We start from the raw sequence: 20,678 nt of genomic DNA on the forward strand, positions 1-20,678 counted from the left end.
TATTACTTAAAAATCTATTTATACTTATGTATTTTACGCATCTATTCCCTTACAACTTACAAATAATCACAAATATAAAACTGGTTAATTTTTTTAATAAAATAATTCTTTATCTATTTTTTTTAATTTTTGAAATTCTTTATATATTATTTTTACTTTATCATTACCCTTTTTATCATAAATAATAGTTCCAATTGGAATTTTATTGTTCTTATCTATAAAGATTCTAGCCTTATCTAAATGTTCATTTTTAAAAGGCAGCTGGCAAATTAATTCAAGGTATTCAGTATCTCCCCATTCTTCCTGACCTTCTTTTATTTCTCCATCTACCATAGGTAAATTCAACATTTGATTCATAAAGGCTAAAGAATGAAAATTATCCATATCTTTATCAATTTCATATTTCTTATTAGATATATTATCTTTTACTATAATTTTGTCGTCCTTATAGAACTTTATTCTGTCTTCGCCAAAATCAATTCTTCCACCTATTTCGCTACAATAGTATTGAATTGTTTCTTCTCTTTCTTCTCCCCTTGAATTTTTAATTATATATTCTACTTTTGTACTATAATTTTTAATATTTTTTAATGTTTCTATTATCTCCTCATTACTTGGTTCTGCTGTTAATCTAAATATTATTATTAATATAATAAAAATAACAGGTATTGAAACCAAAGTTCCTATTAATATCTTTCTTTTCATAAATCCTCCTAAAGCTATCATTTATTATTACAATATTAGCTTTATAAGGATTTTATTCTTACTTTAAAATTTATCTAGATATATTTTCCATAACTTTTGAAATATTATCTATTATATCTGAAGCTATAGCATTATATTTATTTTTACTAGCTTCCTCTCCTGCTAAACCATGTATATAAGCTCCAAGTAAGGCTGACTCCATAAGTGAATGTTTTTGTCCAAGCAGTGATGCTATTATTCCTGTTAAGCAATCTCCCATACCTCCTGAAGCCATTTTACTATTTCCAGTATTATTTATGTAAACAAAATTTCCATCAGTTATAACAGTTTTATATCCCTTTAATAAAACTACTATATTATTTTCTTTTGCATATTTTTTAGCAACTTCTATTCTATTTTCTTCAACATAGCTAATAGGTTTATCAATAAGTCTTGCCATTTCCCCTGGATGAGGTGTAAATATTCCTCTATCTTTTATTATATTCATTAATTCTCTATCTTTAGAAAAAACATCTAAGGCTCCTGCATCAATAACATAATATTTGTTATCATAATTATCTATTTCTTTTATAATATTACAGTAGATTTCTTCTATTAATCCAGGACCAATAGCTATTACATTAGAATTTTCCAATGTTTTCTTAACTTTATTTTCTTCCTTTATGTTTAAAGTCATAGCTTCTGCTAACTTGCAACTTAATATATCTTGTACATATTTTGAGGATATTAAAGTGGTTAAGCCAGCTCCAGATCTAACACAAGCTTGAGCAGTTATATAAGCTGCTCCAGTATATCCTTCACTTCCAGCTATTATTGAAATTTTACCAAAATCCCCTTTATGACTATATATTTTTCTTTTATTTAATATTTTCTTATAATCTATACTTTCAAGCATAAAAATCCCCTCAGAATTTACTTCTTTGGCCGCCTTTGGTATTCCTATGCTTAATAGTTCTAAATTTCCAATATAATCAATTGAGTTATAACTAATATATCCTCTTTTTATTGCTTCAAAAGTATATGTAGTTTTTGCTTTAATAGCAGTTCCCATAACTTTTCCTGTATCGACATTTATTCCTGAAGGAACATCAACGCTAATTATGTCTTTGAAATTCAAGTTAATAAATTCTACAATTTTAGAATAAAAATCATTTAAATCTCTATTTAATCCAACACCAAAAATACAATCTATAGCTACATCATATTTTAAAGGATTTATCTTGCTAAGATCTTTAATTGCTCTTATCTTAATGATATTTGCATTTATTTTTTCTAATATATTAAAGTTTACTAAAAAGTCTTTTGTATAATTATCTTTTTCACTTATTATAACTACTGTTACACTTTTATTTAACAGTATTAATTTTCTTGCAATAGCTAATCCATCACCTCCATTATTACCACTTCCACAAAAAATAATTAAGTCGTTATATAAATCTTTTATTTTGTCTACAATTTCGCTTGCTGCATTTTCCATTAAAATAATACTCGGAATCTCTAAGTTTTCTATTGCATATCTATCTAAGTTTTTACAAGCTTTTCCTGACATTATATATTGCATTATATCGCCTCCAAAATTACAAAAGATACAGCATCGTTTTTATTATGAGATATAGATATACTAATTTTATGTTCGGTTCCTATTATCTCTTTAATGTTATCATTAATTATTACAACTGGTTTTCCAAGATGATCCCTCAATATTTCTATATCTTTTAAAGCAAACCCTCTTATTCCAGTTCCTAAAGCTTTACTTAAGGCTTCTTTACCAGCAAAATTGCCAGCAATTACTTCATATCTCATATTTTTAGATTTAAAAAGTTCAATTTCCTTCTCTGTAAAAACTTTATTTAAAAAATTAGGATTTTTCTCTATGGCTTTTTCTATTCTATCTATTTCAATTATATCTGTTCCTATACCTAATATCATATAATCACCTCTTAATTATATTTTACTATAATTAGAGGCTCTATTATAAAAAGTTCTAATTAAAATCTGACACATATTTATCAACATAGGAACCTAATATGTCAACCATATGAATAGGTGAAACTAAATTATCATTTAATAAATAAAGTAATTTTTCAACTTTTTCTTTAACATTAGAAATTTTTCTAATCTCTTCTCTTTCAATTTTCACAAGCTTATCTCCTACAAAATCTTGCCTTTCTGCTTCTATTCCATACGCATGTCCATTCATAAAATCCTCTTTAATAAGCCTATAGTAATACCTCATTTCTTTATTTTCTTCTTTAATGCAATTTCCACCTATGCTATTTTCAATATACATCAAGATTCCCCCCCGCAAATTCAAATATCTTTTCAACATATTTTAAAGATAACACATATTTTATTAAAACAATGTCAAACTATGTTTGTTAATAATTAAAATATTTCTTTATTTTTTTACATTTTTTTCTTATCAAAAATATTTTTATTAATTCAATTTAATTTAATAAAAATATTCATTAACTTCTTCCTCTTTTATTTAAGAAAAAGCAAGAATATTCATTAAATTTGATAGTATTTTTATAATAATATTCCTTAAAATAGTTAAAATAAACTTATAAAAAATAATTTATATATTCAAAAATATATTCCTAAAAATAAAAATTAAATATCTATTGATATTGTTAATTAATTATCATATAATATTAATTATTAGATAACTATTATTAAATAATATTAATTTTAGATAAGGTGTGATTTTATGAAACATTTAGAATTAAAGAAAGATATTTATTGGATTGGTGCTCTCGATCCTAATTTAAGAGTATTCGATATAATTATGTACACTCCATATGGAACTAGTTATAACTCTTATGTAGTTAAAGGAAGCGAAAAAATAGCTTTATTTGAAACTGTTAAAGTTCAATTTTTTGATCAATATTTAGAAAGATTAAAAAGCTTAAATATTGATATAACAAAAATAGACTATATAATCGTTGATCATACTGAACCTGATCATGCAGGATCAGTTGCAAAATTACTAGAACTTTCACCAAATGCTAAAATTGTTGGTTCAGCCACTGCATTAAGCTTTCTAAAAGATATTGCAAATAGAGACTTTGAAGCTATTACTGTAAAACATGGTTCTGAAATAAGCTTAGGGAATAAAACCCTTAGATTTATCTCTGCTCCATTCTTACATTGGCCAGATTCTATCTACACTTATATTGTAGAAGATGAAGTTTTAATAACTTGTGACTCCTTTGGTTCTCACTATTCTTCAGAAAATATAATAAACAGTAAAGTTGAAAATAGAGAACACTACATGGAAGCATTAAAATATTATTTTGACATGATATTTGGACCTTTTAAGCCTTATGTTCTAAAGGCTATAGATAAGATAAAAGACCTAAAAATCGATATGATTTTACCTGGTCACGGCCCAGTATTAGTTGAAAATCCTATGGAAATTATAGAGCTTTACAAGGAATGGAGTACTCCAAAAGAAGCTAAGAATAAAAATAAGGTTGTAAGTATTTCTTATGTTTCTGCATATGGATACACTGAAATTTTGGCAAAAGAAATTGCAAAGGGAATAGAATCTGTTGAAAATGTAGAAGCTAGATTATTCAATGTTATAGAAAATGATATTAATAATATCGTAGAAAGCATCGAAGAATCAGAAGGAATTTTATTTGGTTCACCAACAATAGTATCTGAATTACTTCCTCCTGTACGTGATGTATTAACAAAATTAAATCCAGTTATTCATGGCGGAAAATTAGCTGCAGCCTTTGGTTCATATGGTTGGAGCGGTGAAGCTATACCAAGAATAGAAACAAGATTAAACGAATTAAATATGAAACTCTTTGGACCAAGTTTAAAAGTTAAATTTAAACCTTCTGATGAAGAATTAAATGAAGCCTTTGAATTTGGAGTAAGATTTGCAGAAACATTGATAGGTGAAAGAGAATTTGTGCCTTTTGATAAAGAGGAAGATACTAGAAAAAAGAGTGCTGATGATACTCCCAGTGGTGGCAAATTAAAACTTTGGAAATGTATTGTCTGCGGAGAAATATTTGAAGCAGAAACAGTTCCAGATGTATGCCCCGTTTGTGGTGCTGGTAGTGATCAATTTATTGAAATTCCAAGAGAAGAAAATAAATTCACTAGTGATACAAAAGAAACCATTGTAATAATTGGTAATGGTGCAGCTGGTTTCTATGCGGCAAAAGCTATAAGAGAAAGAAATATTAATGCTGTTATTAAATTAATTTCTAACGAACCTGAACATAGTTATGTTAGAACTCAACTTTCAGATTTAATAACTGAAGAACCAGATAATACTTTCTATCTTGAAAAAGAAAATTGGTATAAAGAAAATAATATTATCGAAATCCTTGGCGTTAATGTAAATTCTATAGATAAAGATAAAAAGATTATTGTACTTGATAATAATGAACAAATTAAATATGATAAGTTAATTTTAGCAAATGGAAGTTATAATTTTGTTCCTCCAACAAAAGTTAAATATGAAACTTCAGAAATAGAAATTAACTCAGAAAATTATAAAACTCTAAAAGGAATTCATACAATAAAAAAACTTGCTGATGTTAAAATCATAAAAAATGAACTTCCTAATGTAAAAAATGTTGTTGTTGTAGGTGGAGGCTTACTAGGTTTAGAAGCTGCATGGGAATTACAAAAGAAAAATGTAAAAGTTACGGTTATTGAATTAGCTGATAGACTACTACCTCGTCAATTAGATACAGAAGGTTCAAACTTATTTAAAAATATAATAACTAATACTCCAGTAGAAATTCTTCTAGGAGAAGCTGTAGATTTTATAAATGCAGATAATAATGGGGTTAAGTCTATACAACTAAAGAGCGGTAAATTAATTAAAACTGATATGATTATTTATTCAGTTGGAGTTAGATCAAATATAAATTTAGCTAAATCTACTGGAATTGAATGTAATAGAGGAATTATTGTAGACGAGAACATGAGAACAAATTTACCTGATATATATGCTTGTGGTGATGTTGCCGAACTTAATGGTATATATTATGGAAATTGGCCAGCTGCAATTGAAATGGGTAAAGTTGCTGGAGCAAATGCTGTTGGTGATGACTTAAAATTTGAAAAATTCGTTTCTTCTACTATATTTGCAGCTATGGAAGCCAATATTTTCTCTGCAGGATCAATTAATTTTGATGATGCAGCCTTAGAAAAAATAGGTTCAATTAATCCAGAAGAGAATAAATATATTAAATTATTCTTTAGCAATAATAAACTAGTTGGAGGAATACTAATTGATGATTTATCTTCATCAGTTAAAATAATTGAAGGTATCAAAAATGGAACTGATAAGGCTACTATGTTAGCTCAAAATATATTTTAATAAAAAACAACTCCAATAAAGTTTAATATAAATAAAACTTATCCATAATTTAAAAGGTCAGATTACAGAAATGTAACTGACCTTTTATTTTAATTAGCTAAATTATTAATATTTTCTGTTGATTTAGAGTCTTTTTCACCTCTCCTGTTATTAACAAATTTGAAGTCTTCACCTATAACCTCTGCAATATATTTTTTCTTGCCTTCTTTATCTTCATAACTTCCTGTTCTAAGTCTTCCACTCAAACTTATGTAGCTGCCTCTTTTCATATATTCACAAATAACTTCTGCTTTTCTTCCCCAAAAGGTTACTGGTATTAAGTCAGATTTCCTTGTTCCATCTGATGACTTAAAATTTCTTTCTACTGCAATTATAAATTTAGTGAAAATTTTATCGCTACCTTCAACATTTCTTAGTTCAGGGTCTTTAATTAATTTTCCTAATAATACTATTTTATTCATTTTATACACCTCCTGACTTTCTTCTTTGATTATATCCAGTTAGTGTTTTTATATACATAAAACTATAAAATTAATATTTTTTTCTTCTCGTTGATAATACCGAATTTATTTCTGCTCCTATAAGTAAAATGAATGATGTTATATATAACCAAATCATTAAAGCAAATACTGCTCCAAGACTTCCATAAAGCCTTGAGTAATTAGCAATATTATCTACATAAAATGAAAATATCAAAGATATTACTATCCATCCTAAGCTGCTAAAAATTGCTCCCGGAATAACTTCTTTCCATGGAATTTTCTCTGCAGGAGTATATCTATATAATAAAGCAAAAACAAATACCATAATTACTATTACTGCTATATATCTAATTAAATTCCACAATAAATTAACTACTGACTCAAAAGGTAATATAACCATTAAATATTCCTCTATTAAATTACCGAAAACTAATGCTGCAAGTGCTAATACTATTACCATTGAAAGAGCCAAGGTAAAAAACATTGATATCATTAGCATCTTCATAAGATTTCTTCTTTCTCGGATATTATAAGCTTTATTTAACCCCTTAACTACACCCCTAAAGCCAGAAGAAGCAGACCAAATAGTTAATACTATAGAAACTCCCAATAATCCAACATTCTGTGTTCCTACTATCTCATCTAATGTAGTAGCTATCAGGCTTAAAACATTATCTGGAAGAAGTGTTCCTAGAGCACTTATAATATTTAAAGAATCCAAAGGACTAAAAGCAATAAGATTCATTATAAATATTAAAAAAGGAAAAAATGATAATATTAAGTTATAAGCTAATTGTGCTGCTAAAGCAAATACATCATCATTATTAACTTTTACTATAAAAAACACAAGTTTCTCAAGTTTAGTATTTTCTCTATTGCTATTTTTACTCATTTATATAATTTAGCGAGAAATATAATAAAATGAAATTTCTCCCTAAATTCTCCTTTCTATCTAAATATATTAATATTATCTTTCTTATATATACTATTATAACCTATTTAGTATTATATCTATTTCTATATTATATCTCTTTTTATTATTTAATCGATATAAAGTTAAACGATTTCTAATCATAATTATTTATGTTATAATTTACATAAATGAATTTAGAAAGGATAAGGTTTTATGATATATACATTAGAAAATGAAAAAATTAAAATTACTGCTAATACTTATGGTGGAGAACTAAATAACTTAATTACAAAGAAAGATTCTGTTGAATTTTTATGGAATGGAGATGAAGCTTATTGGAAATACCATTCCCCTATTTTATTTCCTATAGTTGGAAAGGTTCTAGATGGAAAATATATAGTAGATGGAAAGGAATATAATCTTCCTCAACATGGGCTTGCAAGAGTAAGAGAATTTAATATGATAGAAAAAACTGAAAATAGAATTGTTTTTGAACTACTATGGAACGAAGATACTTTAAAGTTATACCCTTATAAGTTTTCTTTAAGACTTTCTTATGATCTTTTAGAAGATGGAGTAAAGGTTGGATATGAAGTTAAAAACTTAGATAATAAAGATATGTATTTTTCAATAGGAGGACACCCTGCCTTTATGTGCCCTTTATTTGAAAACGAAAAATTTGAAGATTATTATTTTGAATTTGACCAAAAAGAAACTGCTGAAGTTATGCTTACTGATATAAATACTGGCTATTTTACAAGAGAAAGAAAAGAATTTTTAAATAATCAAAATAAGATAAAGCTTGATTTAAAATTATTTGAATATGATGCTTTAATATTTGATTCATTAAAATCTAACTCCATAACTTTAAAATCAGATAAAAACAATAAGTCAATAACTATGGATTTTACTAACTTTCCATATTTAGCTTTATGGACAAAAGCAACTGGAGCTCCGTTTATATGTATTGAACCTTGGTATGGTCATGGAGATTTCTTTGATTTTAAAGGTGATTTTAAAGATAAAGAAGGAAATCAAATGTTAAAATCTAATGAAATCTTTACGGCTAGTTACAGCTTACATTTAAAATAACTAGAATATAACTCATTCAATAATAGAGTTTTAATAATTTAACATATCTGAATTATAAAAAAGCTATCGCCTTAACGAGTTAAAATTCGTTAGCCATAGCTTTTTTATTTAATCTTTTAAGTTTTAAAGTAACTAAAGATCATTCCAAATTTTACATTATAATTTAAAATTGCTATTGAAGCTATTCTTCCAGTGCTACTGCTCTTACTGGAGAACCATCTCCATCCTTTATTTTTAATGGAATTGTAACTAAAGTAAACATATCTGATTTTATTAAATCTAGATTATTTAAATTTTCTATTATTAATCTTCCTCTTGATAAGATAATATTGTGTATTTCAAATTCAATACTATCAAATTTATCAAGAGATATTGCATCTATACCAATTCCTCTAATAGTAAATTCACAAAGCCATTTTGCTGCGTTTTCAGTTAAACTAGGATAATTATAAAAATATTCTTCCTTATTCCAATATTTGTACCATCCAGTTTTTAATATTAAAAAGTCACAATTATTTAATGCATTTTCATAAGGCAATAAATCCTTTATTGTTATTTGCTCTAAATGAGAAACATCTATTATTAAAGCTAATCCAATAAAATTTTCTACACTATATTCATCTATATTCTTTCCCTTTTCTATAAAATGGCTTGGAGCATCTATATGAGTTCCTATATGCGTACAGATATTTAACTTTTTTTCATTATATCCATCCTTCTCAATAGTTGCCATATTATATATTTCTGGCCTTTCATCTTTAGTGTATGTAATCATATTTTCACTTATTTTATGACTTAAATCAATTACTCTCATTTTTCCCCCTCTATTCCATCCCTTGCCAATCACTTGGCAATAAATCTATATATTTTCTATTAAAATATCTATCATCTATCAATAGTACTCTTCCTTTGTCTTCTTCTCTTCTTATTACTCTTCCTATAGCCTGCATAACTTTATTTATGCCAGGATACACATAAGCATAATCAAATCCTTCATCTTTAAAATAATCCATTATAATATTAGTTTCATTTGATATTTTAGGAAATCCTACCCCTATAACTATACTTCCTATAAGCTTTTTACCTGGCAAGTCAATCCCTTCAGAAAACATTCCTCCAATAACACAAAAAGCACTTATATTAGCACCTTCATAAAAGTTACTTAAAAACCCTTCTTTTTCAGCTTCAGTTAAAGCTTCTCCCTGAACTATAGTTCTTTCCTCACCATATAATTCTACATATCTTAAATAAACTTTTTTCAAATATTCATATGAAGGAAAAAAAATCATATAATTTCCTATCTCTTCGTTAGTAAAATTTTTTATTATCTCGCATAGCTTATCTATATTCTTATCTCTATATTTATATCTCATATTTAAAGGGTTTTTATATACTCTTAAATTTTCTTTACTAAAAGGCGAAGGTAATCTAAGTCTATAACTGTCAATATCTCCACCTAACAAATTAATATAATAACTTAAAGGTGTTAATGTAGCTGAAAAAATAATACTTGAATAAGATTTTCTTACTATTTCTCCCAAGTTTTTTGAAGGATTTATACAAAATAATTTTATTTTAATATCGCTTCTTTCCTGTTCAATTAATGTAACATAATTATCATCATATAACTCAGAAATTGAAATAAAACTCCTTATATCAAAATATAAGTCCTTTATTTCTTCATATCCTTCTGTATTTTGGGCAATTATTAAGTACTCATCACATTCTTTTAAAAATCTACTAAGTAGTTTATATAATTCCTTATATTCTTCTTTTTTATATAAACTATTAATTTCCTTTTCTTGAAGTTCTCTTCTTAATTCTATAAAAAATGAGTTAATATCTTTTAGAGATTTATATAACTTTCTAGCCCTTCCTTTAACTATTTTACTTCCACTTAAGATTTTACTCTTATAAAGCTCAGTACTAAACATTTCTCTTGCTCTATTTATAAGATTATGTCCTTCATCAACAAGTAATATATTACTATTAATATCTTCTTCAAAAAACCTTTTTAATCTAGCTTTAGGATCAAAAGCATAGTTATAATCACATATTATTAAATCACACCATAAACTTAAATCTAAAGATAATTCAAAAGGACATACTTTATATTCCTTTGCATATTTTTCAATATTAGTCCTTGAAAAATTATTTTCTTTCTTTAATAGAAAATAAATAACTTCGTTTATTTTATCATAATAGTTTAGAGCATATTCACAATAATCTGGATTACATTTTACTTTTTCCTTAAAACATATTTTTTCCTTAGCAGTTAAAGTTATATTCCTACATACAAGGCCTTTTTCTTTTAAAGTTTCTACAGTATCTTCGGCAACAGTCCTGGTTATAGTCTTTGCTGTTAGATACATTATTCTGCTGCCCTTACCTTCTCCTAAAGACTTAACCGCTGGAAATAAAGTAGATATTGTTTTTCCTATTCCAGTAGGAGCTTGTGCAAATAAAATCCTTCTCTCCTTTATTGTATTATAACAGGTAACTGCTAACTTTTTTTGTCCTTTTCTGTATTTTTCAAAAGGAAATTTAAGTTCTTTAATTGATTCATCTCTTTCTTCCTTTAGTTCTAAGCTTAAAATAATCATTTTTTTATATTCGCTTAATATATTATAAATAAACTCTTCTAATTCCTTAATTTGAAATTTTTTATCAAAACTTTTTACCTCTTCAGTCTCTATTTGAAAATAGCTCAATCTTACATATATTTCATTAAGTTTATTTTTAAGAGCATAAATATAAGCGTAAAACTTTCCTTGGGCCCAATGAAGCTCATTATAATCTTCATCTATATTAATTAAATCTCTATATGTAGATTTAATTTCTTCAATATAAACTTTATCACCATCTATTATTATTCCATCTGCCCTACCTTCAACAATTAGGCCTATATCATCTATAATAAACTCTTCTTCTAACTGAACTTCCTTATTATAATTTTCATAAATATTTTCATTTAGCTTTTGAAGCTTTTGATGGGCAAGGGTTCCTTCAATAGCCCTAGTTCTTCCTAGATATCTATCATCTATACTTCCTTCTTTTAAAACATATTCAATTATTCCTCTAACAGATTCCTTAATAATCGTTCTTCTAATCATAATATAATCTTCCAATCTTTAAATATAAATAAATTATAAACATCATCTTAATTATAAAATTAGGGTTGTTATAAACAACCCCTTCTTTAAATATAAATTAAGTATTTTTTATTGAGTTTATACTTTGTGAAAGATTGTTAATACTAATCGTAAGATTTTCCAACTTTCCTTCTATTCTAATTAACAAGTATAAAGAAATTGCAATTGGAAAACCTAAATTTGATATTAGTTGAACTACATCTTCCATTTTCTAGATCACCCCATTATTCATATATGCAATAAATAAGAATTTTGGAGCTTATTTAAATTTATTCTAAATAATATTCGTCAATAATTTTTTGAGCTAACTTTTTAATAGCACTTGATTGAGCAATTAATGACATTACTATTAAAAATGTACTTATACTATTTTTATCTTTCTCATTAAGATTTAATTCAGAAATTACATTATTAATTTTTTCCTCTGTTATTGAAGAATTAGCTAATAAATTTTTAAAGCTTTTACTTTGGGTTTCTGAGAATATTCTATAAGCTTTTTCCCAAGATATTATATCATCTTCTCTATTATTTATATCATTAAATGCCATAGTGAAAACCTTTTTAATTTCTTCTGTAGTTAATACTGGTCTCATATAACTTAAAAGAACTAATTGTACAAGATGTAATTTTGTATAGCCTCTTTTCTTACCATCTTCAGGTTTAGTTATAACTTCACTTTTTATATAATTCTGTACTATATTATTGGTATATTTATCATCAGAAAACTTGTCATTTAAGAAATCTATTACTTGAGATAAAAATAAATCATATTTAGGAAGTTCATCATAGTCAATAATAATATTATTAGATACATCTTTTGCTAATTCACCTATATAATCAGCATTAATCCTTTTTGCCATCTTATCCACCTCTATAAATCTGTTATAGGTAATATTATATAGTATTTATAAACTTATTACAAGTTATTATATCCTTATTTTATTATTATAAAATAAAAATTCTAATATTTTGAATTTTTCATTATTTTTGTAGAATTTTTAACAATACACTAATACATTATTATTCTTTACAATTTTTGTTTATTTTATCATTATTTTTTTAATTTTATTCTAATTTAATAAGATTATATTCTTTAAAAGTATGAGGACAAGCCATTCTACATTTTTTTTAATTTTCGGGATTTTTTGATTAAATACTATTGACTTTTCTAATTTATGGGAGTATATTGTAATTATGGTTTTATGTTGCATGATTTTTTTATAAAAACAAAAATTTTCCCTATTAATATTGACTTTTAATTACAATTTTGTTAATATAAACATGCAAGATGTCGAAACTTGTTTGAAGGAGGAATTTATTATGAAATCAACTGGAGTAGTTAGAAGAGTAGACGAATTAGGAAGAATCGTTATTCCTATAGAATTAAGAAGAACATTAGATATAGCTGAAAAAGATGCTTTAGAAATCTATGTAGATGGAGAACAAATCATATTAAAGAAATATGAACCAGCTTGTATCTTCTGTGGAGATGCTAGAGATGTTATTAACTATAAAGGTAAAAACATCTGCAAAAACTGTATGAATGAACTTAAGAAGTAATTTTTTTAATATAAAATAGCTGTTACATAACTTTAGTTGTGTAACAGCTATTTTATTTAGAAAACTTAAATTTTTGTCGAATATTTGTACACTTCTTTCTTAGAAATATTTCTTTCTTTTGCAACTATCTTTATTGCCTCTTTTTTACTTATTCCACTATCAATTTTTTTCAATAAATGCTCTTTTATGCTTAAGTCTTTCCATAAAGCTTCTTTTTCAGCTAATATTTCTTCATCAGTTTTACCTTCAATAACTAAAACAAATTCTCCCCTAGGTTTATTTTCATTAAAATAACTTATAGAAGAACCTATATCCCCTCTAAATATTTCTTCATGAAGCTTAGTTAACTCCCTACATACAGATATTCTCCTATTACCTAATACCTCCATTAAATATTCTAAAGTACTTATTAACCTATGGGGCGCCTCATATACTATTAAGGTTTCTCTATAATTTTTAATTTCTTCAATTATTAAATTTCTATCCTTATTTTCTCTAGGTAAAAATCCTCTAAATATAAACTTAGTTGTATCTAATCCAGAATAAACTAATGCTGTGGTTATAGCAGTTGCACCAGGCAATACTTCAAATGAAATATCTTCATCAATACATCTAGATACTATAACACTTCCTGGGTCTGATATTCCCGGAGTACCTGCATCTGTTATTAAAGCAATATTAAGTCCTTCCTTTAATTTATTTATTATCTCTTCACTTTTACTTTGTTCATTATGTTTATGATAACTAAATAACGGTTTCTTAATATTAAAATAATTTAAAAGTTTAAGGCTTTGCCTTGTATCTTCTGCTGCAATTATATCTACATTTTCTAATACTTCTAACGCTCTTAATGTTATATCCTTCAAATTTCCTATTGGGGTAGGTACTAAATATAATTTTCCAATTTCCATAAATTAAAGCTCCCTTCCATAAATCTTATTTATTTCTTTTGTATAACTCCCATCCTCATTATGAACATATAATGGATCTTCCCATTTTAAATATGCTCCTCCATCTCTCTGGCCTTCTACTAATACTATATTTGGAGCTTTATTAACCTTAGGATGAACTAACTGTATTCTCTTAGGCTCTATTTTGTGCTTTCTCATTAATTGAAATATATCTATTAATCTTTCAGGCCTATGAACCATATACATTCGACCATTATCCTTAAGCAGCTTCCTGCTAGCAACAATAACGTCTTCAAGATTACATAAAATTTCGTGTCTAGCTATAGCTAGTTTATCTTCTGAATTTATTATTCCTGTATTATTTAACTTGTATGGAGGATTAACAGTTAAAACATCAAATTTACCTAAAGTATTTAAAAACTTTATATCTTTTAAATCACCTTGATAAAACTTTATTATTTCCTCAACTTCATTATATCTAGAACTTCTGCCTGCCATCTCTACCATATCCTCTTGAATCTCAACCCCAACAATCTCTTTTGCCTTATATTTACCATATATTAAAAATGGCACTATTCCTGTTCCTGAACATAAATCAACTACTCTATGACTTCTTTTAACTTTAGCAAAATTTGATAATAATACTGCATCTACTCCAAACCTAAAGCCTGACTTTTTTTGTATTAAATAAAGATTATCTAATTGCAAATCATCTATTGCTTCATTTTCCAACAACTTAATATTATTATTCATATATATACCTCAACCATTTTATCTATATTCTTATCAAAATTCGAAAAAATATAATTTATTTTATTATACTATATATAATATCATAAAAATAACTCCGCCTAAAATTGACGGAGTTATATAACCACTATAAATTAACTTCTAATTAATTACTCTTCTAGCAGTGTAGAAAGATGTTATTGGAGAAACTTTTACTGATTCTCCTGGATAAGGAGCATGAATATATTGTCCATTTCCAACATATATTCCCACATGATCTAAACCGTAAGTAAATACTAAGTCTCCAGGTTGCAATTCACCATAGGATACTTCTTGGCCTACACCTACTTGAGAATATGTTGTTCTACTTATTTCTATTCCTGCAGCATTTCTAAATACATAACTTGTAAATCCAGAACAGTCAAAAGCTGAAGGACCAGTTGCCCCATAAACATATGGAGTTCCTATAAATTGATATGCATAACTAACTATAGAACTTGAAGAACCTGAATAAGTTTGTCCTCTGTTAGCGCTAAGTCTTTCTGCTTCTTCTTGTGCCTGCAATTCTTCAATTTTTAAAGTTGCAGCATAAATAGCATCTTCAACTTCTTGTATTACTGTAGGACTCTTAAGTTGATAATCTTTAATATTAGTTAATTGGCTAGCAGCACTTTGAAGTTCAGATATTGAACTTGAAGAATTTATTACATCAATTTGATAAGAAACAAGTTCTCTTTCTGATACAGAAAGGAATTCCTCATCAAATTTTGCTCTTTCTGCTTCAATCTGAGCAATTAACTCTTCTTGCTCTTTCTTTTTCTCTTCAAATTCTTCTAATACTTTATTTGTTTCTTCATTTATTTTTGTAATTTCATCAGCCTTAACTTGTAAGGAATTTATCTTTTCATCAAGGCTTTCCTTTTTTTCCTTTAAATCATTAACTATTTCCTTATCTATACTTATAAGTTTTGCTGCAGAATCTAATTTTGTAATAAGATCACTAAAGCTTTCCGCACTAAAAATAAGAGCTAAGTAATTAACTTGCCCACCTGATTTATAAAGCTCTCTAAGCCTATTTCCAAGAATTTCTTCCTTTTCAGCAATTTCAACTTTTGCTGTTTCTATTTCCTTATTGGTGTTTTTAATTTCTTGTTTAATATTATCTATTTGTTTGTTATTCTCTTCAATCTTGTCTGATAAAGGCATTATTTGTTCATTTAATTTAAATACCTCACCTTGTATTTCTTCTATTTTACTATTTAATTCTTCATATTTTCTTTGATTTTCAATAATCTCCTCATTAGGAGTAGCAAAAACTGGATGAATTAACCCCATTGTTATAGCTCCAGCCATAACAATTGATAAAAGTTTCTTATTCATAAGTTTGGTCCTAAGACCATCCCCCTCTCCTTACCTAAGATATTACCATTATAACACTTATGGAAACCTTAGACAATGGTAATTTTTAATAAATTAGATATTTAGGTCATGTAAATGTATTCTATACATATTCTCAACTGGAAAATATTCAAAAAACTTCTATTGTTTTTTACTTTCCCCTATAATATATGCTTTACAAAATATAAAAAAGAACTGATTAAGTAATATTTAAAAAATTATATATTTCTATTATTTTTTGAAATTATCTTGTGAATTATTGACTGAACTAGTATTAAAGCAATAAATAGTATTACTATATACTTAGATGTAAATATACTAAAATAGTCAATTATTCCTATTAGAATACCTAACATACCTAATATTAAATTTGATAATCCATTTATTTTTATATATTTATCAGTATTTTTATAAATATTACTTTCCTCAAAAGATTTTCTTATTCCTTTGCTTCTCAAATATACTAAACCTATTATTATAAAACCTATACTTGATAATAGTATAACTATAGTTGTTCCCTTCATAATTTCCTCCATTAGTATACTTAATATATATACTAAATTAAATTTATAAAATATTCAATATAATTATTATGTTTCCCTGTTTACATTAGTAATAAATATCAAATTTTTAAAGTTGACATGTACAATTTTTCACTGTATAATAGTATCATATTGCGGGGTGTGGCGCAGATGGGAGCGCGCGTGGTTTGGGACCATGAGGTCGCAGGTTCAATCCCTGTCACCCCGACCATAAGAAAAATCTTCTCAATTAGAGAAGATTTTTTTATTTTCTATCTTTTGAACATTAGTTAAAATCTATATATTCTTCTGCTTCTTTAAATTTCTCTTCAATACCAATACAATTACATATATGAATTATAATTGGGATAGTTAAAATATAGATAGCCATAATAATTCTTTCCAATGACTTTCCCCCTAAAAGTTCTTATAATTATTATAGTTATATAAGTAGCTTTTTGTTATAATTTTTTAAATATTATTTTATAAAAATTTATTTTTTAATAAATAAAAAGTGGAGGTTTTAATATGCAGGATATAAAAGGAGTAATTTTTGATTTAGATGGAACTCTAGTTGACTCTATGGGGATTTGGTCCAAAATTGATGAGGAGTACTTAAAAGAATATAATCATGAGGTTCCTTCTAATTTACAAGAAGAAATTACTCATTTAACACTTACAGAAACAGCTCTTTATTTTAAAGAAAAATTTAATATTGAAGATGATCCAGACATAATAATAAAAAAATGGAATACCATGGCTCATTACCATTATTCAAATACAATTAAACTTAAAGAAGGAGTTATTGAATATTTAAACTATCTTCGTTCTAATAATATTAAAATTGCTCTAGCTACTAGTAATTCTGTTCCTTTATTAGAAGCAACATTAAAAAATAATAACATATATAATTATTTTGATGCCATATCAACTACTGAAGAAGTAAAAAAATCAAAAAGCAATCCAGATATATACATATTATCAGCACAAAAGTTGAATTTAGATCCAAAGGAATGTTTAGTATTTGAAGACATAGTACAAGCTGTTAAGGGAGCAAAATCTGCAGGAATGAAGGTTTATGCTATCTATGATGAGGCTTCTAAAGACCAAAGGGAAGAGCTTGAAAAATTAGCTGACAAGTATATTACAAGTTTTAAAGAACTTATTAAATAATATAAATATAAAAACAGTTTCCTATAGATAATACTTAAATTTATCCGTAGGAAACTGCAAATTATATATTATGCTCTTGTTACACCATATTTCTTTTCTAATTCAAGTATAGTATCAAGATATTTTCTTTCTTGCATTTGTTGTAATAAATTATTTACTATTTGATTTTTAACTTCTTCAAACTTCATTTCTTCAGCTTCATTTCTTTCTTCAACCTTGATTAAATGATATCCAAATTGAGTTTTTACTGGATCAGTTACTACATTCAATTCAGAGTTAAAGGCAGCATCTTCAAATTCCTTAACCATCATTCCCTTACCAAAGCTTCCTAAATCTCCACCTTGCTCTTTTGATGGACAGCTTGAATACTTTGCTGCTGCATCTTCAAAAGTAATTTCATTATTTTCTATTTCGGATTTTATGCTTTTTGCAAGCTCTTCTGTATCAACTAAAATATGCTTAGCTGAAACTGTAGGCTGCTTAACAAATTGATTTTTATTTTGATTATAATAATTTAAAGCATCTTCTTCTGTAACAGTAACATCTAATAATATTTTATTCAATGTTAATTGAGTTAATATATCGTACTCTGCTTGCCTTACATTTTCCTTATATTCTTCAGTTGCATCAATTTTTAATTCTTTTCCAAACTTATTTATTAATTCAAAAGAAATCATTTGCTCTAATAATTGTCTTTTTGCATCCTCTGTTTGAAAATATGCTCTTTTATCTGCTGGATATCTATTTATCATATTTTGCAGATCTGCTTCTTTTATTTGTCTTCCCGCTACATTAGCTAATATTTTATCTTGCATTAATTTTCTCCTTTATTTTTATTATTTTAATAACATAACTAATTATATCAAAGTTTCTAAAAAAATATACTGTTATTATTTTATTTTATATTTATTTGATTAAAAATTTATATTCTGCTAATATTTTATTTAACTAATAAAATATTAAATTATAAAAGGAGGAACCACTATGAATATTGGAGAATTAGCACCTGATTTTGAATTACCAGGATCAGATGGAAAAAATCATAAATTAAGTGATTATAAAGGAAAAAAAGTTATATTATATTTTTATCCAAAGGATAATACTCCTGGATGTACTACTGAAGCTTGTGACTTTAGAGATAACTTTAAAGCAATAGGTGATTTAAATACAATAATTCTTGGAATCAGTAAGGATAATTTAAATTCACATAATAAATTTATTGAAAAATTTAACTTACCATTTGTGCTTTTAAGTGATGAAGATAAAACAGTTTGTAACTTATATGATGTAATAAAAGAAAAAAATATGTATGGAAAAAAAGTTATGGGAATTGAAAGAAGTACATTCTTAATAGATGAAAATGGAATCCTAATAAAAGAATATAGAAAAGTAAAAGTAAAAGGACACGTGGAAACTATAATTGAAGATTTAAAATAATAAAAAGCACTAACAATTGTTAGTGCTTTTTATTTTGGTGCCTCGAACTGGAATCGAACCAGTGACACGAGGATTTTCAGTCCTCTGCTCTACCGACTGAGCTATCGAGGCATATATAACCTGGCAACGTTCTACTCTCCCACAGGGCTTCCCCTGCAGTACCATCGACGCTGTAGAGCTTAACTGTCCTGTTCGGAATGGGAAGGAGTGTTTCCTCTACGCCATTATCACCAGATTTCAGAGAACTTGTTCTCTGAAAATTGCACATGAATATAGCCATTATTATTTTGGTCAAGCCCTCGACCTATTAGTATTAGTCAGCTAAATATGTTACCATACTTACACCTCTAACCTATCAACCTTGTGTTCTTCAAGGGGTCTTACTAGCTTATGCTATGGGAAATCTCATCTTGAGGGGGGCTTCACGCTTAGATGCTTTCAGCGTTTATCCCTTCCCGACTTAGCTACCCAGCTATGCTCTTGGCAGAACAACTGGTACACCAGAGGTCAGTCCATCCCGGTCCTCTCGTACTAAGGACAGCTCCTCTCAAATTTCCTACGCCCGCGACGGATAGGGACCGAACTGTCTCACGACGTTCTGAACCCAGCTCGCGTGCCGCTTTAATGGGCGAACAGCCCAACCCTTGGGACCTACTTCAGCCCCAGGATGCGACGAGCCGACATCGAGGTGCCAAACCTCCCCGTCGATGTGGACTCTTGGGGGAGATCAGCCTGTTATCCCCGAGGTAGCTTTTATCCGTTGAGCGATGGCCCTCCCACGAGGTACCACCGGATCACTAAGCCCGACTTTCGTCCCTGCTCCACTTGTGGGTGTCGCAGTCAGGCTCCCTTCTGCCTTTACACTCTACGAACGATTTCCGACCGTTCTGAGGGAACCTTTGGGCGCCTCCGTTACTTTTTAGGAGGCGACCGCCCCAGTCAAACTGCCCACCTAACAATGTCCTGTCACCAGCTTCATGGCGTCCAGTTAGAATCCCAATACTATCAGGGTGGTATCCCAAGGACGACTCCGCTGAGGCTGACGCCCCAGTTTCCCAGTCTCCCACCTATCCTGTACAGACAATATCGAAACTCAATGCTAAGCTACAGTAAAGCTCTACGGGGTCTTTCCGTCCAATCGCGGGTAGCGAGCATCTTCACTCGCACTACAACTTCGCCGGATTTGCAGTTGAGACAGTGCCCAAGTCATTACGCCATTCGTGCGGGTCAGAACTTACCTGACAAGGAATTT

General features: G+C 27.7%; 20 protein-coding genes, 2 tRNA genes and 2 rRNA genes (1 of these 24 running past the window's edge). 6 read left to right on the top strand and 18 right to left on the bottom strand.

The features are described 5' to 3' along the window. Nucleotides 1–93: 93 nt before the first annotated feature. The 4 genes from BEN51_RS12715 to BEN51_RS12730 all read right to left on the bottom strand — a co-directional run bounded on the left by BEN51_RS12715 (nucleotide 94) and on the right by BEN51_RS12730 (nucleotide 2,995). Nucleotides 94–705 carry a germination lipoprotein GerS-related protein gene (locus tag BEN51_RS12715; RefSeq protein WP_119866392.1) on the bottom strand — a complete coding sequence of 204 codons (612 nt, stop codon included), beginning with the start codon at nucleotides 703–705 and terminating at the stop codon, nucleotides 94–96. Between the two features lie 70 nt (nucleotides 706–775). Further along, nucleotides 776–2,266 carry an NAD(P)H-hydrate dehydratase gene (locus BEN51_RS12720; RefSeq protein ID WP_119866393.1) on the bottom strand — a complete coding sequence of 497 codons (1,491 nt, stop codon included), beginning with the start codon at nucleotides 2,264–2,266 and terminating at the stop codon, nucleotides 776–778. Then, nucleotides 2,266–2,634 (bottom strand): holo-ACP synthase, encoded by a 369-nt coding sequence (gene acpS, locus BEN51_RS12725; protein WP_119866394.1) that lies wholly within the window; start codon nucleotides 2,632–2,634, stop codon nucleotides 2,266–2,268. Before acpS ends, BEN51_RS12720 begins: the two co-directional genes overlap by 1 nt. A gap of 55 nt (nucleotides 2,635–2,689) precedes the next feature. After that, nucleotides 2,690–2,995 carry a DUF6514 family protein gene (locus BEN51_RS12730; RefSeq protein WP_119866395.1) on the bottom strand — a complete coding sequence of 102 codons (306 nt, stop codon included), beginning with the start codon at nucleotides 2,993–2,995 and terminating at the stop codon, nucleotides 2,690–2,692. Nucleotides 2,996–3,415: 420 nt separating this feature from the next. Between BEN51_RS12730 and BEN51_RS12735 the strand changes: the two genes are divergently transcribed. After that, a complete protein-coding gene (locus BEN51_RS12735) occupies nucleotides 3,416–6,058 on the top strand; it encodes an FAD-dependent oxidoreductase (protein WP_119866396.1) in 2,643 nt (880 codons plus the stop codon). A gap of 89 nt (nucleotides 6,059–6,147) precedes the next feature. Here BEN51_RS12735 and BEN51_RS12740 read toward each other — a convergent pair whose 3' ends face one another. Both BEN51_RS12740 and BEN51_RS12745 read right to left on the bottom strand, forming a co-directional pair. Beyond that, nucleotides 6,148–6,519: a single-stranded DNA-binding protein gene (locus BEN51_RS12740; protein WP_119866397.1), complete on the bottom strand. Its 372-nt coding sequence runs from the start codon at nucleotides 6,517–6,519 to the stop codon at nucleotides 6,148–6,150. A 70-nt stretch (nucleotides 6,520–6,589) separates the two neighbouring features. After that, on the bottom strand, nucleotides 6,590–7,432 hold the full coding sequence (locus BEN51_RS12745) for a YihY/virulence factor BrkB family protein (RefSeq protein WP_119866398.1): 843 nt from the start codon (nucleotides 7,430–7,432) through the stop codon (nucleotides 6,590–6,592). A gap of 234 nt (nucleotides 7,433–7,666) precedes the next feature. Between BEN51_RS12745 and BEN51_RS12750 the strand changes: the two genes are divergently transcribed. Next, nucleotides 7,667–8,545, top strand: a complete 879-nt coding sequence (locus BEN51_RS12750) for an aldose 1-epimerase family protein (RefSeq protein WP_119866399.1) — start codon at nucleotides 7,667–7,669, stop codon at nucleotides 8,543–8,545. A 181-nt stretch (nucleotides 8,546–8,726) separates the two neighbouring features. Here BEN51_RS12750 and BEN51_RS12755 read toward each other — a convergent pair whose 3' ends face one another. The 4 genes from BEN51_RS12755 to BEN51_RS12770 all read right to left on the bottom strand — a co-directional run bounded on the left by BEN51_RS12755 (nucleotide 8,727) and on the right by BEN51_RS12770 (nucleotide 12,557). Next, nucleotides 8,727–9,359, bottom strand: coding sequence for a cyclase family protein (locus tag BEN51_RS12755; protein WP_119866400.1), 633 nt, complete (start codon nucleotides 9,357–9,359; stop codon nucleotides 8,727–8,729). A gap of 10 nt (nucleotides 9,360–9,369) precedes the next feature. Next, nucleotides 9,370–11,658 carry an ATP-dependent DNA helicase gene (locus BEN51_RS12760; protein ID WP_236906224.1) on the bottom strand — a complete coding sequence of 763 codons (2,289 nt, stop codon included), beginning with the start codon at nucleotides 11,656–11,658 and terminating at the stop codon, nucleotides 9,370–9,372. Nucleotides 11,659–11,755: 97 nt separating this feature from the next. After that, the gene (locus BEN51_RS12765; protein WP_119866401.1) at nucleotides 11,756–11,905 is read right to left on the bottom strand and encodes a YvrJ family protein; all 150 of its coding nucleotides are present in this window, start codon (nucleotides 11,903–11,905) and stop codon (nucleotides 11,756–11,758) included. A gap of 61 nt (nucleotides 11,906–11,966) precedes the next feature. Continuing rightward, on the bottom strand, nucleotides 11,967–12,557 hold the full coding sequence (locus BEN51_RS12770) for a DUF1836 domain-containing protein (RefSeq protein WP_119866402.1): 591 nt from the start codon (nucleotides 12,555–12,557) through the stop codon (nucleotides 11,967–11,969). 460 nt (nucleotides 12,558–13,017) lie between these two features. Between BEN51_RS12770 and BEN51_RS12775 the strand changes: the two genes are divergently transcribed. After that, on the top strand, nucleotides 13,018–13,257 hold the full coding sequence (locus BEN51_RS12775) for an AbrB/MazE/SpoVT family DNA-binding domain-containing protein (RefSeq protein WP_119866403.1): 240 nt from the start codon (nucleotides 13,018–13,020) through the stop codon (nucleotides 13,255–13,257). A 65-nt stretch (nucleotides 13,258–13,322) separates the two neighbouring features. Here BEN51_RS12775 and rsmI read toward each other — a convergent pair whose 3' ends face one another. The 4 genes from rsmI to BEN51_RS12795 all read right to left on the bottom strand — a co-directional run bounded on the left by rsmI (nucleotide 13,323) and on the right by BEN51_RS12795 (nucleotide 16,819). Further along, complete coding sequence (rsmI, locus tag BEN51_RS12780) at nucleotides 13,323–14,168, bottom strand: 16S rRNA (cytidine(1402)-2'-O)-methyltransferase (protein WP_119866404.1); 846 nt, start codon at nucleotides 14,166–14,168, stop codon at nucleotides 13,323–13,325. A gap of 3 nt (nucleotides 14,169–14,171) precedes the next feature. Next, nucleotides 14,172–14,921 (bottom strand): tRNA1(Val) (adenine(37)-N6)-methyltransferase, encoded by a 750-nt coding sequence (locus BEN51_RS12785; RefSeq protein WP_119866405.1) that lies wholly within the window; start codon nucleotides 14,919–14,921, stop codon nucleotides 14,172–14,174. A 138-nt stretch (nucleotides 14,922–15,059) separates the two neighbouring features. Further along, entirely contained in the window at nucleotides 15,060–16,277 is a 1,218-nt protein-coding gene (locus BEN51_RS12790; protein ID WP_119866406.1) for a C40 family peptidase, read from the bottom strand. Between the two features lie 236 nt (nucleotides 16,278–16,513). Continuing rightward, nucleotides 16,514–16,819, bottom strand: coding sequence for a hypothetical protein (locus BEN51_RS12795; protein ID WP_119866407.1), 306 nt, complete (start codon nucleotides 16,817–16,819; stop codon nucleotides 16,514–16,516). 153 nt (nucleotides 16,820–16,972) lie between these two features. On the opposite strand from BEN51_RS12795, the gene BEN51_RS12800 reads away from it, so the two are divergent. Further along, nucleotides 16,973–17,048: transfer RNA gene (locus BEN51_RS12800), tRNA-Pro, on the top strand. 296 nt (nucleotides 17,049–17,344) lie between these two features. Next, entirely contained in the window at nucleotides 17,345–17,989 is a 645-nt protein-coding gene (locus BEN51_RS12805; RefSeq protein WP_119866408.1) for an HAD family hydrolase, read from the top strand. Nucleotides 17,990–18,057: 68 nt separating this feature from the next. On the opposite strand, the gene BEN51_RS12810 is transcribed toward BEN51_RS12805, so the two are convergent. Continuing rightward, nucleotides 18,058–18,804, bottom strand: a complete 747-nt coding sequence (locus BEN51_RS12810) for a peptidylprolyl isomerase (RefSeq protein ID WP_119866409.1) — start codon at nucleotides 18,802–18,804, stop codon at nucleotides 18,058–18,060. Nucleotides 18,805–18,973: 169 nt separating this feature from the next. Between BEN51_RS12810 and bcp the strand changes: the two genes are divergently transcribed. Beyond that, nucleotides 18,974–19,426: a thioredoxin-dependent thiol peroxidase gene (bcp, locus tag BEN51_RS12815; RefSeq protein ID WP_119866410.1), complete on the top strand. Its 453-nt coding sequence runs from the start codon at nucleotides 18,974–18,976 to the stop codon at nucleotides 19,424–19,426. A gap of 35 nt (nucleotides 19,427–19,461) precedes the next feature. On the opposite strand, the gene BEN51_RS12820 is transcribed toward bcp, so the two are convergent. The 3 genes from BEN51_RS12820 to BEN51_RS12830 form a co-directional block, all read right to left on the bottom strand. Then, nucleotides 19,462–19,537, bottom strand: a tRNA-Phe gene (locus BEN51_RS12820). Between the two features lie 7 nt (nucleotides 19,538–19,544). After that, a 5S ribosomal RNA gene (gene rrf / locus BEN51_RS12825) occupies nucleotides 19,545–19,661 on the bottom strand. 52 nt (nucleotides 19,662–19,713) lie between these two features. Next, a 23S ribosomal RNA gene (locus BEN51_RS12830) occupies nucleotides 19,714–20,678 on the bottom strand; it runs 1,941 nt beyond the window's last position.

The sequence above is a fragment of the Clostridium isatidis genome, from assembly GCF_002285495.1.
GTDB lineage: Bacteria > Bacillota > Clostridia > Clostridiales > Clostridiaceae > Clostridium > Clostridium isatidis.